This window comes from Dietzia sp. HMSC21D01 (genome assembly GCF_001815995.1).
Lineage (GTDB): Bacteria > Actinomycetota > Actinomycetes > Mycobacteriales > Mycobacteriaceae > Dietzia > Dietzia cinnamea.
Window position 1 is genome coordinate 1 of sequence record NZ_KV823819.1, and the last position, 11825, is coordinate 11825.

The following is an 11825-nucleotide window of genomic DNA, read 5'->3' on the forward strand; positions in this document are numbered from 1 at the left end:
GGTGACACTAAAACTTGTGGAAGTCAGGTCAGCGCAGCGGCCCAGATCGTGTTCTCCGGACGTGCAGACGGCTACTACATGTTCTACGGTCGATCGCCCGGGGCCCAGGCCAACGCCGCCGCGGAGCCGAGCACTCCCAACACCGTCCCGGCGATGAACCCGCCGAGGTTCGCGCCCGGGAGTGCGACGAGGGAGAAGGCGAAACCCAGCAGGCCGGTCAGGATGCGGGTCGTGGGCTGAGCCCAGGTCGACACCCCGCAGGCGATGAGACCGCAGCCGATGAAGAGAGCCATCGGCGTGGACGTGGCAGAGAAGCTGATCGCCAGGCCGTCGAGGGAGGCGACTCCCAGGACGACCGCGAGGACGACGACCCCGGAGGCGATCTGGAGTACGGCTGCAGCGACGGGGCGATCCGCGCCCTTCTGTGCCCGGTGGATCTCTCGACCGGGTGCCTCAGCAGCTGGCTTCACCGCGCTCCGCCCGCAGTTCGATGGTCGAGGAGGTGAGTCGGGTGGCGTGGAGGCCGGCGAGCTCCACGTCGAGGTGCCCTGCGGTGAGGCTGCCCGAGGACAGGCCGACGGCTGCGCTTCCGGACCGCGGGGTGGGCTCGGCTGCGCCCGCGCCGATGATCATCTCGTCGAGCGCCATCGGCCCGGAGAGCAGCGCGGAGTCGATGGTCAGCTTGTCCGCGGTAATGTCCGCGTCCTCGGGGAGGACGGCCGTCATGGTGACGGTGCCAAGGAACGGGACGTTGACGCTCTTCATCCGCGCGCATACGTAGTTCATGCGGACGTCTTCCATGATCACCATCGCGACAGGATCTTCCGCAGCATCGAGGATTCCGTGTCCTGCCTGGATCGAGGTGTGGCCGGCGTTCAGACCTCTCACCTGGGCACTCGCGACCAGTTCGCCCGCGGAGATGTTGAGGCCGGTCTGCGCGGTGACGACCGCGCCGGCGCTGGCCACCAGCAGGCCTGCGGCGGACAGCGCGGCGAACCTGCCGTACCTGATGTGCCCCACCCGGTCCTCGTTCCTTCAGCACCGTCAGTTGTCTAGTCGAGCGGACGAGTCCGCGGCTGCATTGAGCGTACTCATACGTTTCTCATCCGAGGGGACCCGCACCGCGAGTGCCTAGGCATCCTTCGCCATCTTCATCGCCGCGGGAGGAGCGGTGTCCTGACCGAGACCGCCGCAGCGGCAGAGCGCGCCCCCGCAGCCACTGCCCACCGGTCCGCGCCCGCCCCTCGTCGTCGTCGCCCGTAGCACGTCCCCCGCGCGGCGAGGGAACTCCTCCCACCTGGATTCCCCACAAAGTTCTGACACGCGTCAACACGGGCGTATTCTCACTACCGTGACTACCCGCACCTCGTTCCCCCGTCTCACCTCGCCGGGCCGGATCGGCCCCATGGAGACCCCCAACCGCATCGTCCTGCCGGCCATGGACATGAACGTCTCCGAGGACGGTGAGATCGAGCAGTCGGAGATCGACCACTACGTCGCCCGCGCCAAGGGCGGCGCCGGGCTCATCATCACCGGTGCGTGCGCGATCGCGTTCCCCGTCGGCGCCGCCTCGCTCAAGGAGCCGGGCCTGTCCGACGACAAGTACATCCCCGGCCTCAAGGCACTCGCCGACGCCGTGCACGCGGCCGGCTCCAAGCTGTGCGTGCAGTCCACCCATCACGGCAAGGTCGCGCGCGTGGACGTGGCCAACGACCGCCCGGTGATCGCGCCCAACGAGCCGGACTACAGCTACGACATGTCCGCGCTGGCCGACAGCACCCCCGAGGAGCTCGGCAAGATGGGCGCCGCCACCGGCGGCAAGAAGACCGTCTACAAGGAGATGGACTCCGACGACATCGCCTGGCTCATCAGCACCTGGGCCGACGCCGCCGAGCGGATCGCCAAAGCCGGCGCCGACGCGATCGAGATCCACGTCGCGCACGGCTACATCCTCGGCGTGTTCCTCAACAAGCGCGACAACCAGCGCACCGATGAGTACGGCGGGTCGCTGGTCAACCGGGCGCGGCTGGCGTGCGAGGTCATCTCGGCCGTCAAGGAGCGCGTGGGGGACTCCCTCGCCGTGCTGGTGCGCGTGTCCGGCGAGGAGTACGGCCAGGAGGGCGGGCTTGAGCTGGACGAGGCGATCCTGGCCTCGCAGCTGTTCGAGAAGGCCGGCGCCGACGCCATCCACGTGACCGGCTGGGGCCGCAACCCCTTCGACAACTTCACCGACGGCCCCCTGCCCGACACCGTCGGCGCGTACCTGGACAACGCCGCGGCCGTGAAGAAGGCCGTGTCGATCCCGGTCATCGCCGTGGGACGCATGCTGCCCGAGGTGGCGGAGAAGGCGATCGACGACGGCAAGGTGGACTTCGCCGCCATGGGCCGGCAGCTGCTCGCCGATCCGGACCTGCCCAACAAGCTGGCCACTGGGCGGCGGGCCGAGGTCCGGCCGTGCATCAACTGCTACCTCTGCGTGGCCGAGAACTTCTTTGACGACACCCCCTTCTGCGCGGTGAACCCGGCGCTGGGTAACGAGAAGCTCCTGCCGCTGACGCCCGCGCCCAAGCGCGAGCACGTCGTGGTGGTGGGCGCCGGACCCGCCGGGCTCGAGGCCGCGGTGGTCCTCACCGAGCGCGGCCACCGCGTCACCGTGCTGGACAAGGCCGACCGGCTGGGCGGCACGATGTGGTTCTCCACCCTCACCACGCCGGACAACGAGCCGCTCATCCGCTTCTTCGCCGCCGAGATCGACCGGCTGGGCATCGACGTGCGCCTCAACACCGAGGCCACCGTGGAGACGATTCGTTCGCTCGGCGCCGACCGGGTGATCGTGGCGACCGGTGCCAAGCGTCCCGCCCCGGCCATCCCGGGCGGCGACCTGCCGCACGTGCACACCGGCGACTCGCTACGCAACACCATGCTGGGCACCGCCACCGCCGACGAGGCCGGGCTGTTCCTGCGCCTGGTCGGGCGGCTGGGCAAGCTGTCGACCATCACCAAGCGGCCGTCGTGGATCCGCAACCTCACCAAGATCGCGCTGCCGATGGGCAAGAACGTCGTGGTGATCGGCGGATCGCTGGTGGGCCTGGAGCTGGCCGAGTTCCTCGCTGAGCGTGGCCGTCGCGTGACGCTGCTGCACGAGTCGCAGCAGCTGGGTCTGCCGCTGGCGATGCCGCGCCGGTGGACCGCGGTGCGGCACGCCAAGGAGCACGGCGTGGACATCCAGCGCCGCGTGTCCGTCACCCGCATCACCGAGTCGGGCGTGGAGTGGACCGACGCCAAGGGCAACGCCAAGTCCGCCGCGGCCGACATGGTGATCTACGCCGACGGCACCATGGCCGCCGCGCCGCTAGCCGACGAGCTGCGCGCCGCGGGTATCGACTGCGAGGTCGTGGGCGACGCCGGCGAGGTGGGCTACATCCACGGCGCCATCCACTCGGCGTTCAAGGTCGCGTCGGTCGGCTGAGCTAGTCGTTCGACAGCGGAGGTCGCCCGGTTCGCCGGGCGGCCTCCGTTGTGCAGCTGGCGGCCGAACGGATTCAGTCGGTCAAGCGAGCGAGGCCATATCGGACTCCGTGGTTGTGCGCTAGTCAGCGCGGAGGCGACACTAGGTGGTGGGCGTTCGGCTACCGGTAGGCGAACGTCCCGCCCACCGAGTTGGCTCGCCGCTCGGCTATGTCCAGCTGGAGCGAACTCGGCCTATTGTCGGCTCTTCGATCGCGACGCATCGCTACTACCTCGTCGAGAGACCCGGTTGAGCCTGCGGATTACCGCACATCGCCTTCGAGGCCTGCCCGGGCGCATACATCTACCAAAAATTGGTACTGTGAGGCCATGGCTCAGAACACGTCCATCAGTCTGGACAGCCACTTCGCCGACTTCCTCGCCAGAGAGGTCGCCTCGGGTAGGTACCGATCAGCTAGTGAAGTCGTCCGCGCGGGCTTGCGATTGCTCGAGGACCAGGAGACGCGGCTGGCTGCCCTCCGCGGCGCACTCGCCGAGGGTGAAGCCAGCGGGGCTGCGGAACCATTCGACTTCGACGCGTTCATCGCGGCAAAGAAGGCGTGACCGGTTACAGGCTCACTCCGGCCGCCCAACGCGACCTGTCTTCGATCTGGGATTACACAGAGGCCCACCGGGATGTCAGGCAAGCCGAGAGGTGCATCGGGGAGATTAGAGCGGCGGTTGAACGAGTGGCCGAGGACCCCCGTCGAGGCCGCGCCTGCGACGAGATCCGTGCGGGTTATCGCCGGTACGGCATTGGCGGCCATCTACTGTTCTTCGTCGAGAGCGCGTACGGGATCGACGTGGTGCGAATTCTGCACCAGCGCATGGATCCCTCGTTGCACCTATAACTCGGAGCGCTCTCTGACTTCATGGACGGTGGCGATGGGCAATGTCCTGCCCCGACTGGGCCGCTCGGCGGGGTGGAGACGCCGTAGTAAGTTGCTACCACCCTGATCGACCGAAGACCGCCCGGCGAACCGGGCGGCCTCCACTCGAGGACTGTCACGCCAAGACGCCGCTCCGCTCGCGGGCCGCAGACGTGCCCAGTGTGCAACGCTCCTTGAATCCGAGCAGGCAGACCGCCGCTCCCACGGCCAGGACCGCGATCACGCCGAGAATGATCGGTCCGGCGAGGAACGGCAGCTCCTGCGAGAGAACGAACGCGCCCATGAGCACGACGAATACCCCGAAGCCCTTGCGCAGCGCCCCCTCCGGCATCACGGAGCTGAACCGGATGCCGACGAAGGAGCCGGCGATGGCGGCGAGGTGACGGCGGCGACGAGCGGCCAGTCGAGGCTGACCGAGGTGAGGTAGCCGCCGAGACCAGCGAGGGACTTCATGGCGATGACGAGCAGGGATGTGCCACACCGGCCGTCATGGGCAGACCCGCCAGGAGGACGAGGGCCGGCGCCAGGTGCTCGCTGATGTCGCGGCGGGCGTCCACCACCATCGCCTCGTTCTTCGCCTGGCAGCCGAGGACGTACCCGGCCTAAGTGAGGTCCTCGTCGTAGATGCGCGGGAAACACCCCGGGGGGTATAGTCAGTGGTGCCTTCTCGTCGACCAAAGGGGCCCGATGCAACTCGACACAGTTGAACTGACGCCGACACTCAACCGCCTCAAGCGCGCCCAGGGCCAGCTCGCCGCCGTCGTGCGCATGATCGAGGACGGTCGCGATTGCAAGGACGTCGTCACCCAGCTCTCGGCAGTGTCCAAGGCCCTCGATCGGGCGGGCTTCGCGATCATCGCGAGCGGTCTCGAGCAGTGCCTGACGAACCCGGACGGGACCCTGGACAAGAAGGATCTGGAGAAGCTGTTCCTCTCCCTGGCCTGACCCGCCGCACCTCTACACCCCCGAGCCGGGGATACCACAACGCCGTCGAAGAGATATCGAAGGAGTCGGTCATGACCTACACCCGCACTGTCACTGTCGACATGCCCTACGAGCAGGCCATGGAGCGCACGCGCGCTGCTCTGGCGGAGCATGGCTTCGGCATTCTCACAGAGATCGACGTCAACGCGACGTTCGCCGCCAAGCTGGGTGACGAGGCCGCGGACAAGGTGGGCGCCTACACGATCCTGGGAGCCTGCAACCCCGGTCTGGCCAGCAAGGCGCTGGCCGCCGAACCGGAGCTCGGCGCCCTGCTGCCGTGCAACGTCGTGGTGCGCCGCGGCAAGGACGCCGAGCAGACGACCATCGAGGCCATCGACCCGCAGACCATGGTCCAGCTCAGCGGCAGTCCTCAGGTGCGGGAGGTCGCCGACGATGCCGACGTGCGGCTGCGTGCTGCGCGGTCGGCGATCAGCGAAGCCGCCCCCGGCAGCTAGCCCGGGCGCGCCGTACCCTCGCCGTGTCGGCGGCCTACTGGTAGCCCTCAGCGGCCGGGCGCGGCGGGTACCCTGGGCGCATGACGAGCACCGCCCCGAATTCTGAGTCTCGCGTACTGCGCGAGCTGATCGAGGCGCGTAGTGATGAGTTTCGAGCCCTGCTCGCAAAGTACTCGGCGACCAGGCCGAGACTGTTCGGCTCAGTCGCCCGCGGCACTGCCCATGGCGAAAGCGATATCGACATCGTGGTCGACATGGACCCGGCCGACGGCAATCTTCTGATGCGGGCTTCTGGATTGATGGAGGAAGTCCGAACGCTCTTCGGCCGCGATAACATCGACATCTTTCCAGCCCAGCTGCTCAAACGTCCGATCTCCGACGCTGCGATCCGCGACTCCGTGGCGATATGACTCGCGAGACCGATCGGCGCATCGGCGACATCCTGCAGGCGATTGATCGCTGCCGGAGGTATGTTGCCAGCCTCGATGATGAGGACATAGATCTCGTCTTCATGGCGGAGGACGCCATCGAGCGCAATCTTCAGATTATCGGGGAGGCCGTGAACCACCTGCCTCCTGCGATTAGGGACGCGCATCCGGAAATCGCTTGGCCGCAGATTCGCGGGTTCCGCAACATCCTTGTTCACCAGTACTTCGGCGTCGAGACCGACGTGGTTCGCGACGTGGTGATGACACACCTGCCTCCACTGGCCGAGGCCTTGAGACCTCACGCGCCCGAGCAAGATCGACGCGCCGGCACCGGCCTCGACGATTGATTCGTCCCACAGAGCCCGCTTCAGACCACGAGCCCGGCCGTGCGCTGGTAGCCGCCGGCGCCAGGATCGAAGGCGCGGTAGTGCTGCCAGCTTCCAGAGAAAATGACGGTCATGTGCGCCTATCGTGAAGGCGTGGACATCGCGGAACTTCTGGAGCTCGAGCACCAAGGGTGGTCCTCGTTGGGCGACCGCTCGGGGGCCGACTTCTACGGGGGCCTCATGACTCCCGACGGGGTGATGGTCCTGGCCCACGGTCAAGTACTGGACCGTGCGGAGGTCCCGCGGCGACGGCGACGAGTTCCACGCACTGATGTCCACCGTGTACAGGCGCCGTCACGGGCGGTGGCGGCTGGCGCTATACCAGCAGACACCGATCCCGCCCGCCGGGTGATCCTGCGGTGTCAGCAGTCCACGCCCTCAAGTCGTAGGCACGCCGGCGGGAGCTCCTGGTCAGGTCCGTAGCCATCGGCCGAGTCCGGGTCGAACGTCGGCCTCGGGTGCGTCCGCCAGTACTCTTCGGCGAACTGCTGGTTGTACGCCTCCTGATCGAAGGTCGGGACGGGCGGCGGTGGGACATATGTGGCGAGCATCTGGTCCTGGCACGTCTGCGTCCACCCGGATGTGCCATCGGTGAAGAAAGTCGTACCGGTCTGGTGGTTCGCGGTGCCGCACGACGCGATCTGCTTCCCCAGGCAGTGGGGGCTCTCGTGGCCGGGCGCCCCCTGGTACCCGACGGCCCCGCACGTGTCGGCGGCCGACGCTGCTGCCGTCGGGCTCGGCGGCGGTTCGCTGGAGCTGGCGGTGGTGGACGTCGATTCGGTGGAGCTGGCTGTCGTCGACGCCTGCACGGTGGTGGTGACGGTAGCCGGCGTGGGCGCCGGATCGTCTGCGCTGCAGGCGGCGAGGAGGAAGATGATCGGGGCGAGAGCGGCGAGTGCCGCAGCGATGCGAGAGTGCATATCGAGCCTCACGAGGAAGCGCGTGACTCCCTCGGGCTGAGGAGGCCGGCGCGCGGGGTGGTGGGAGAATGTTAAACCCGTTACCACGCGTTCGTCACCACAATGAGGCACTGAACCACGGCAGTCATCGCTACGGCCGGAGCTCGATCAACTGCCGCGTCGCGCGGGTCTTCGCCACGTACCGGTCGACCGCTCCGGTGATGCCCGAGTCGGTGTCGCCCGAGCCGAAGGACTCGGGGTCGACGACGAGGTCGAACTCCAATCCCTTGGCCTCGGCCGGGGTCAGCGTGCGGACGCGGTCCGAGAAGGCCCGCTCGACGCCGGGGGAGCCGGCAGCGCGGATCACGCACGCGACGCCCTCGGGGTGAGCCGCGAGCCAGTCGTCGAGGACTCGGGGCGAATCCTCCACTCGGCCGTAGGTTACGGGCACCCCTCTGCTGCGCACGGACTCCGGGACGTTGCCGACCCGGGGCTCCGCCGCGCGCTGTACCGGGCGTGGCCGATGATCGACGCGGACGACCTCGTCGGGGACCTGTGGACCGTGCCCGCGTACCTGCGGCTCTTGCCGCAAGCCCCCCTACCAGCTACAAGCTGAGAGTGGGAGGGAGTTCGAGGGCCGTGAGGTCGGCTTCGGTGCGCGCCCCCTGAGACAATGGCCCCGTGCCCACTCACCGCGCCACCGACCTCGCCCCGACGACCGTCGAGTGGCGCGAGAACGACACCGACCGCACCGCGGCCTGGCGCTCCGGGAACGGCGCCTCCGCACCCCGACGCATCGTGGTGATCCACGACGACATCGCTGCGGACAAGGCCCTCAAGCTCATCCGATCGGACACCGGACTGCTGTGGCGGGGCGACTTCCACAACGCCCGCCAGCTCATGCGCGCCCTCGACCGGCGCCTGGGCAAGCGCGCGTCGCGGGCACCGCAGAGCTCCGACCCCGGCGAGATCTTCCGCGCCAACCGCAGGGCCCGCGCCGAGCGGGCGACTATCCTGGGACGGATCCTCGTCCCGCTGGAGCCCGACTACTCGATCAGCCTGCGGCGGGCGCCCGACGTGCGCGACGCCTGCGTGCACGCCTATGGCCCGCCGCCCGGCGGCGCCGACGAGGCCGGGACGCACGGCGGGGAGACGCTGGTCTCGCTGCCCGAGGTGCTGGGTGTGATCAGCGCGTACGAGTGGCACCGCAGTGGCATCGAGATCGCGGCGCTGGGCGCGCGCATCCACCCCGCCTACGGCGTCTTCGCCCCGACCCGCGACGAGTACATCGACCTCGTCGCCGACGCGCCGTGGCCGCCGGGCGTCGACCAGCCGGTCGTGTGGGATATCGGCACCGGCACCGGGGTGCTCGCCGCGGTCCTGGCGCGGCGTGGTGCCCGGGCGGTGGTGGCGTCCGACATCAACCCGCGAGCCGTGCAGTGCGCGCGGGGCAACATGCGGGGGCTGGGGTTGGAGGACCGCGTCACCGTTGTGCGCGGTGACCTGTGGCCAGGCGACGACGACGAGGTGGTCGACCGCTCTGGGCGTGCCGACGTCGTGGTGTGCAATCCGCCCTGGATCCCCGGTCGGCCGACCTCGGCGCTGGAGCAGGGGATCTACGATCCGGACTCCGACATGCTCCACCGCTTCCTGGCTGAGCTGCCGGAGCACCTCACGCCGCAGGGGGAGGGGTGGCTCATCCTGTCCGACCTCGCCGAGCACCTGGGGCTGCGCACGCGCGACGAGCTGCTCGCGCGAGTCGCCGACGCGGGCCTGACGGTGGTCGGGACGCACGAGACGACGCCGAGGCACTCCCGCGCGGCCGACACCGCCGACCCGCTGCACGCCGCCCGCGCTAAGGAGCGGACTGTCCTGTGGCGGCTGGCCGCGCGGGGCTCCAGTCCGAGCGCCGCAGCGCGCGGGTAGCCCTGATGAGGAAGCCGGTCGCAAGCAGGGGCGCGGTGTGCATGCCCGGGGTTCGGCGCGGTGTCCTTTTCGGATGGCTCAGTCGGGCTGCGTGGTCGAGGCGGCGCCCACATCGCGTGGAGGCCCCGGTTGTCGACGTGGCGCCCGTGGGGGGCGCGGCCTCGGAGTCCCGCGACTTCTGCCAGGGCCACCGGCCGGAGATCTCCAGCTCCAGTGACCAGCTGAGGAACGTCCGGATCACGACGATCGCCGCCAGTACCGCCACGCTCTCCAACGTCGGGGTCACCGCCACCGTCTTGATGATGTCGGCGGGAACAAGGATCTCCTGGAACTCCACACAGTCTCCCTCCGGGGCTCCGCGAGCCCTTTCCCGCACTCGCGCGTCCGCCCACACATCTGATATTCCGGAAGGGTAGATCAGTCCCGATCCCCAGGAGAGAGATCATGATCCCCACCGGTTCGCTCGAGAATCCGCTGCGCTTCATCTTCGGCCCAGGGCCGGGGGAGGCGGCCTGCATGGCCCTGACCCCGGAGTGCATGGGCTGGCTGCCCTTCCTCGCGGCGAGGTTCGGCATCGGGTCCTGACGGGGCCTGCCGATCGGGTCCTGACGTGGCCTATTTTTGGTGTAGTCACTGCGATTCGGCGGGAACTTTCTCGCAGTAGCTACACCAGAGTTCGAGGCGGGGCCGCGGGCGGGCATTCCGGCATCACACCACCGCCCGGATGCGCTGCCGCATCGGCCTGCGCTGCGAGAATGGTCCATCCCGCCAGCGTGAGCCCGGTCGAAACGTGCAAAAAGGCAGCGTAGGGCAGAGGGGCAGCGTATCCGGCGGCACTCGTGCTGGCTCTCTGCAGAGATCGCCCGCCCGGGCGAGAGCCGCGCCCGGAGTTCAGGCCTCCCGCACCCCCTAAGACGGTACGACGACGCTGGTCAGCGGCGCAATCTCTTGATCAGGACGCGCGATGTAGCGCTTCGGACACCCCGAGTTCGCGGAATCGGCCCGGGGTCAGGCCGGTGGTCCGGCGGAACGCCGCGCCGAACCCGCTGGCGGAGCTGTACCCGACCCGCGCGGCCACCTCGTCCACAGTCATCCCGCGGCCCAGGAGAAGCGCGGCCTGCTGCGCGCGGAAGGCCGCCTGCCAGGCGCCGAAGCTCAACCCCGTGTCCGCGCGAAAGGCCCGGGTGATGGTCCGCTCGCTCACACCCAGCCGCGCCGCCCACTCCGTCAACGAGCGCGGGTCGCCCGGGCTGGCCTCGAGTGCGGTGACGATCGGCCGGAGGAGCTCCGAACCTGGACGCTGTACGAGCAGAGCGTGCGGGGACGGCTCGAGTAGGTCGAACACCATCTGCTCGGTGAGCTCGCGCGAGCGGGCCTCGAGCGACTGGTCGACCAGTCGCTCGAGGAGCAGGGTGAACAGGGGTGTCATCTCCACCGCGACGGGCCCGCCCGGCAGCGGCGAGTCGGTACGCGGGTCGACGTGAGCCGTGCGGTACCACGTGCCCGCAGGTGCGGTCGCCGAGTGCAGCACGCCGGCGGGGATCCACAGGCCGACGGACGGGGTGATGGTCCACGTGCGGGCCCCGACTGTCGCGGTCGACGCGCCGGCGCGGTTCCACAGCAGCTCGTGCGTGGGATGCGAGTGCGGCTCCCACACCGGCAGCGTCCGCGTCTCCACGGGCTCCAGGGTAGACCTGTTGCCGGGCGGGTCCGGCGGTCGGACGCGCTGGACGGACCCGCGGCTGCGCGGCGAGGGGAGGGCCATGCGCTCGAGCGTGGAGTGGATGGAGGCCCACCAGGTGGCGCTGTACCTCGCGGGCCTCGTGGCCGGCGGGATCGTCGGCCTCCTCGTGCCCGCGGTGGCCGGCCCGGCGGAGCTCGCGATCCAGCCGGTGCTGGCGCTGCTGCTGTACGCGACGTTCCTCGGGATCCCGTTCGCCGACGTCGGCCGGGCCCTGCGCGACCGCCGCTTCCTCGTGACCATCGGCGTGGTCAACTTCGTCGTGGTCCCGCCGATCGTCTGGCTGCTCTCGCGCGTCGTGGCCCACGACCGCGTGCTGCTCGTGGGCGTGCTGTTCGTCCTGCTCACGCCGTGCATCGACTACGTCCTCGTGTTCTCCGGCCTCGCCGGGGCCGACACGCGGCGGCTGCTGGCGGCCACGCCGCTGCTCATGCTCGCCCAGATGGTGCTGCTGCCGCTGTACCTGTGGGCGTTCCTCGGCGCCGAGTTCGTCGACGCGGTGGACCCCGGCCCGTTCGTCGAGGCGTTCCTCCTCCTCATCTCGCTGCCGTTGGCCGCCGCGGCGGCCACCCAACGCGCGGCCTCCGGTCGCGCTGCCGGCCCGGCCGG

17 protein-coding genes and 1 pseudogene are annotated in these 11825 nt (G+C 69.4%); 11 read left to right on the top strand and 7 right to left on the bottom strand.

Annotated features, from left to right (window positions below; genetic code table 11):
• Positions 1-83: 83 nt before the first annotated feature.
• Both HMPREF3086_RS04715 and HMPREF3086_RS04720 read right to left on the bottom strand, forming a co-directional pair.
• Complete coding sequence (locus tag HMPREF3086_RS04715) at positions 84-470, bottom strand: DUF6114 domain-containing protein (RefSeq protein WP_070720436.1); 387 nt, start codon at positions 468-470, stop codon at positions 84-86.
• The gene (locus tag HMPREF3086_RS04720) at positions 454-1020 is read right to left on the bottom strand and encodes a DUF6230 family protein (RefSeq protein WP_070720438.1); all 567 of its coding nucleotides are present in this window, start codon (positions 1018-1020) and stop codon (positions 454-456) included. The genes HMPREF3086_RS04715 and HMPREF3086_RS04720 overlap by 17 nt, the downstream gene beginning before the upstream one ends.
• Before the next feature lie 331 nt (positions 1021-1351).
• On the opposite strand from HMPREF3086_RS04720, the gene HMPREF3086_RS04725 reads away from it, so the two are divergent.
• From HMPREF3086_RS04725 to HMPREF3086_RS04735, 3 genes are all read left to right on the top strand, one after another.
• The gene (locus HMPREF3086_RS04725) at positions 1352-3469 is read left to right on the top strand and encodes an NAD(P)/FAD-dependent oxidoreductase (protein ID WP_256386772.1); all 2118 of its coding nucleotides are present in this window, start codon (positions 1352-1354) and stop codon (positions 3467-3469) included.
• 368 nt (positions 3470-3837) lie between these two features.
• A complete protein-coding gene (locus HMPREF3086_RS04730) occupies positions 3838-4071 on the top strand; it encodes a type II toxin-antitoxin system ParD family antitoxin (protein WP_070720441.1) in 234 nt (77 codons plus the stop codon).
• Entirely contained in the window at positions 4068-4358 is a 291-nt protein-coding gene (locus tag HMPREF3086_RS04735) for a type II toxin-antitoxin system RelE/ParE family toxin (protein ID WP_070720443.1), read from the top strand. Before HMPREF3086_RS04730 ends, HMPREF3086_RS04735 begins: the two co-directional genes overlap by 4 nt.
• 154 nt (positions 4359-4512) lie before the next feature.
• Here the strand turns inward: HMPREF3086_RS04735 and HMPREF3086_RS04740 are convergent.
• Positions 4513-4924 (bottom strand): annotated as a pseudogene (locus tag HMPREF3086_RS04740) (TSUP family transporter); the annotation flags it as partial.
• 160 nt (positions 4925-5084) lie between these two features.
• Here HMPREF3086_RS04740 and HMPREF3086_RS04745 point away from each other — a divergent pair.
• From HMPREF3086_RS04745 to HMPREF3086_RS04760, 4 genes are all read left to right on the top strand, one after another.
• Complete coding sequence (locus HMPREF3086_RS04745; protein ID WP_007626356.1) at positions 5085-5342, top strand: metal-sensitive transcriptional regulator; 258 nt, start codon at positions 5085-5087, stop codon at positions 5340-5342.
• Between the two features lie 71 nt (positions 5343-5413).
• Positions 5414-5836 (top strand): DUF302 domain-containing protein, encoded by a 423-nt coding sequence (locus HMPREF3086_RS04750; protein ID WP_070720445.1) that lies wholly within the window; start codon positions 5414-5416, stop codon positions 5834-5836.
• An 80-nt stretch (positions 5837-5916) separates the two neighbouring features.
• Positions 5917-6246 carry a nucleotidyltransferase family protein gene (locus HMPREF3086_RS04755; RefSeq protein ID WP_070720447.1) on the top strand — a complete coding sequence of 110 codons (330 nt, stop codon included), beginning with the start codon at positions 5917-5919 and terminating at the stop codon, positions 6244-6246.
• Complete coding sequence (locus HMPREF3086_RS04760; RefSeq protein ID WP_070720449.1) at positions 6243-6611, top strand: HepT-like ribonuclease domain-containing protein; 369 nt, start codon at positions 6243-6245, stop codon at positions 6609-6611. The genes HMPREF3086_RS04755 and HMPREF3086_RS04760 overlap by 4 nt, the downstream gene beginning before the upstream one ends.
• 401 nt (positions 6612-7012) lie before the next feature.
• On the opposite strand, the gene HMPREF3086_RS18420 is transcribed toward HMPREF3086_RS04760, so the two are convergent.
• Positions 7013-7201 carry a hypothetical protein gene (locus HMPREF3086_RS18420; RefSeq protein ID WP_109148945.1) on the bottom strand — a complete coding sequence of 63 codons (189 nt, stop codon included), beginning with the start codon at positions 7199-7201 and terminating at the stop codon, positions 7013-7015.
• Here HMPREF3086_RS18420 and HMPREF3086_RS18890 point away from each other — a divergent pair.
• Complete coding sequence (locus HMPREF3086_RS18890) at positions 7191-7610, top strand: hypothetical protein (RefSeq protein WP_168169054.1); 420 nt, start codon at positions 7191-7193, stop codon at positions 7608-7610. The two genes, HMPREF3086_RS18420 and HMPREF3086_RS18890, sit on opposite strands and share 11 nt — an antisense overlap.
• A gap of 90 nt (positions 7611-7700) precedes the next feature.
• Here HMPREF3086_RS18890 and HMPREF3086_RS18430 read toward each other — a convergent pair whose 3' ends face one another.
• Positions 7701-7979: a hypothetical protein gene (locus tag HMPREF3086_RS18430; RefSeq protein ID WP_181365974.1), complete on the bottom strand. Its 279-nt coding sequence runs from the start codon at positions 7977-7979 to the stop codon at positions 7701-7703.
• 251 nt (positions 7980-8230) lie between these two features.
• Between HMPREF3086_RS18430 and HMPREF3086_RS04780 the strand changes: the two genes are divergently transcribed.
• Entirely contained in the window at positions 8231-9475 is a 1245-nt protein-coding gene (locus HMPREF3086_RS04780) for a methyltransferase (protein WP_070720457.1), read from the top strand.
• Here the strand turns inward: HMPREF3086_RS04780 and HMPREF3086_RS19875 are convergent.
• Positions 9405-9869 carry a DUF1622 domain-containing protein gene (locus HMPREF3086_RS19875; RefSeq protein WP_371441652.1) on the bottom strand — a complete coding sequence of 155 codons (465 nt, stop codon included), beginning with the start codon at positions 9867-9869 and terminating at the stop codon, positions 9405-9407. The genes HMPREF3086_RS04780 and HMPREF3086_RS19875 overlap by 71 nt on opposite strands.
• Positions 9870-9919: 50 nt before the next feature.
• Here HMPREF3086_RS19875 and HMPREF3086_RS18895 point away from each other — a divergent pair, with 50 nt between their 5' ends.
• Positions 9920-10060, top strand: a complete 141-nt coding sequence (locus HMPREF3086_RS18895) for a hypothetical protein (protein WP_168169055.1) — start codon at positions 9920-9922, stop codon at positions 10058-10060.
• 367 nt (positions 10061-10427) lie between these two features.
• Here the strand turns inward: HMPREF3086_RS18895 and HMPREF3086_RS04790 are convergent, their stop codons facing one another.
• Positions 10428-11153, bottom strand: coding sequence for an AraC family transcriptional regulator (locus tag HMPREF3086_RS04790; protein ID WP_246830907.1), 726 nt, complete (start codon positions 11151-11153; stop codon positions 10428-10430).
• An 85-nt stretch (positions 11154-11238) separates the two neighbouring features.
• Between HMPREF3086_RS04790 and HMPREF3086_RS04795 the strand changes: the two genes are divergently transcribed.
• A partial coding sequence (locus tag HMPREF3086_RS04795; protein WP_371441653.1) for an arsenic resistance protein occupies positions 11239-11825 on the top strand: 587 nt, incomplete at its 3' end.

Coding starts and splice junctions, on each gene's coding strand:
- HMPREF3086_RS04730 (WP_070720441.1), top strand. CDS start 3,838: ATGGCTCAGAACACGTCCATCAGTCTGGACAGCCACTTCGCCGACTTC.
- HMPREF3086_RS04745 (WP_007626356.1), top strand. CDS start 5,085: ATGCAACTCGACACAGTTGAACTGACGCCGACACTCAACCGCCTCAAG.
- HMPREF3086_RS04750 (WP_070720445.1), top strand. CDS start 5,414: ATGACCTACACCCGCACTGTCACTGTCGACATGCCCTACGAGCAGGCC.
- HMPREF3086_RS04755 (WP_070720447.1), top strand. CDS start 5,917: ATGACGAGCACCGCCCCGAATTCTGAGTCTCGCGTACTGCGCGAGCTG.
- HMPREF3086_RS04760 (WP_070720449.1), top strand. CDS start 6,243: ATGACTCGCGAGACCGATCGGCGCATCGGCGACATCCTGCAGGCGATT.
- HMPREF3086_RS18420 (WP_109148945.1), bottom strand. CDS start 7,201: ATGCTCGCCACATATGTCCCACCGCCGCCCGTCCCGACCTTCGATCAG.
- HMPREF3086_RS18895 (WP_168169055.1), top strand. CDS start 9,920: ATGATCCCCACCGGTTCGCTCGAGAATCCGCTGCGCTTCATCTTCGGC.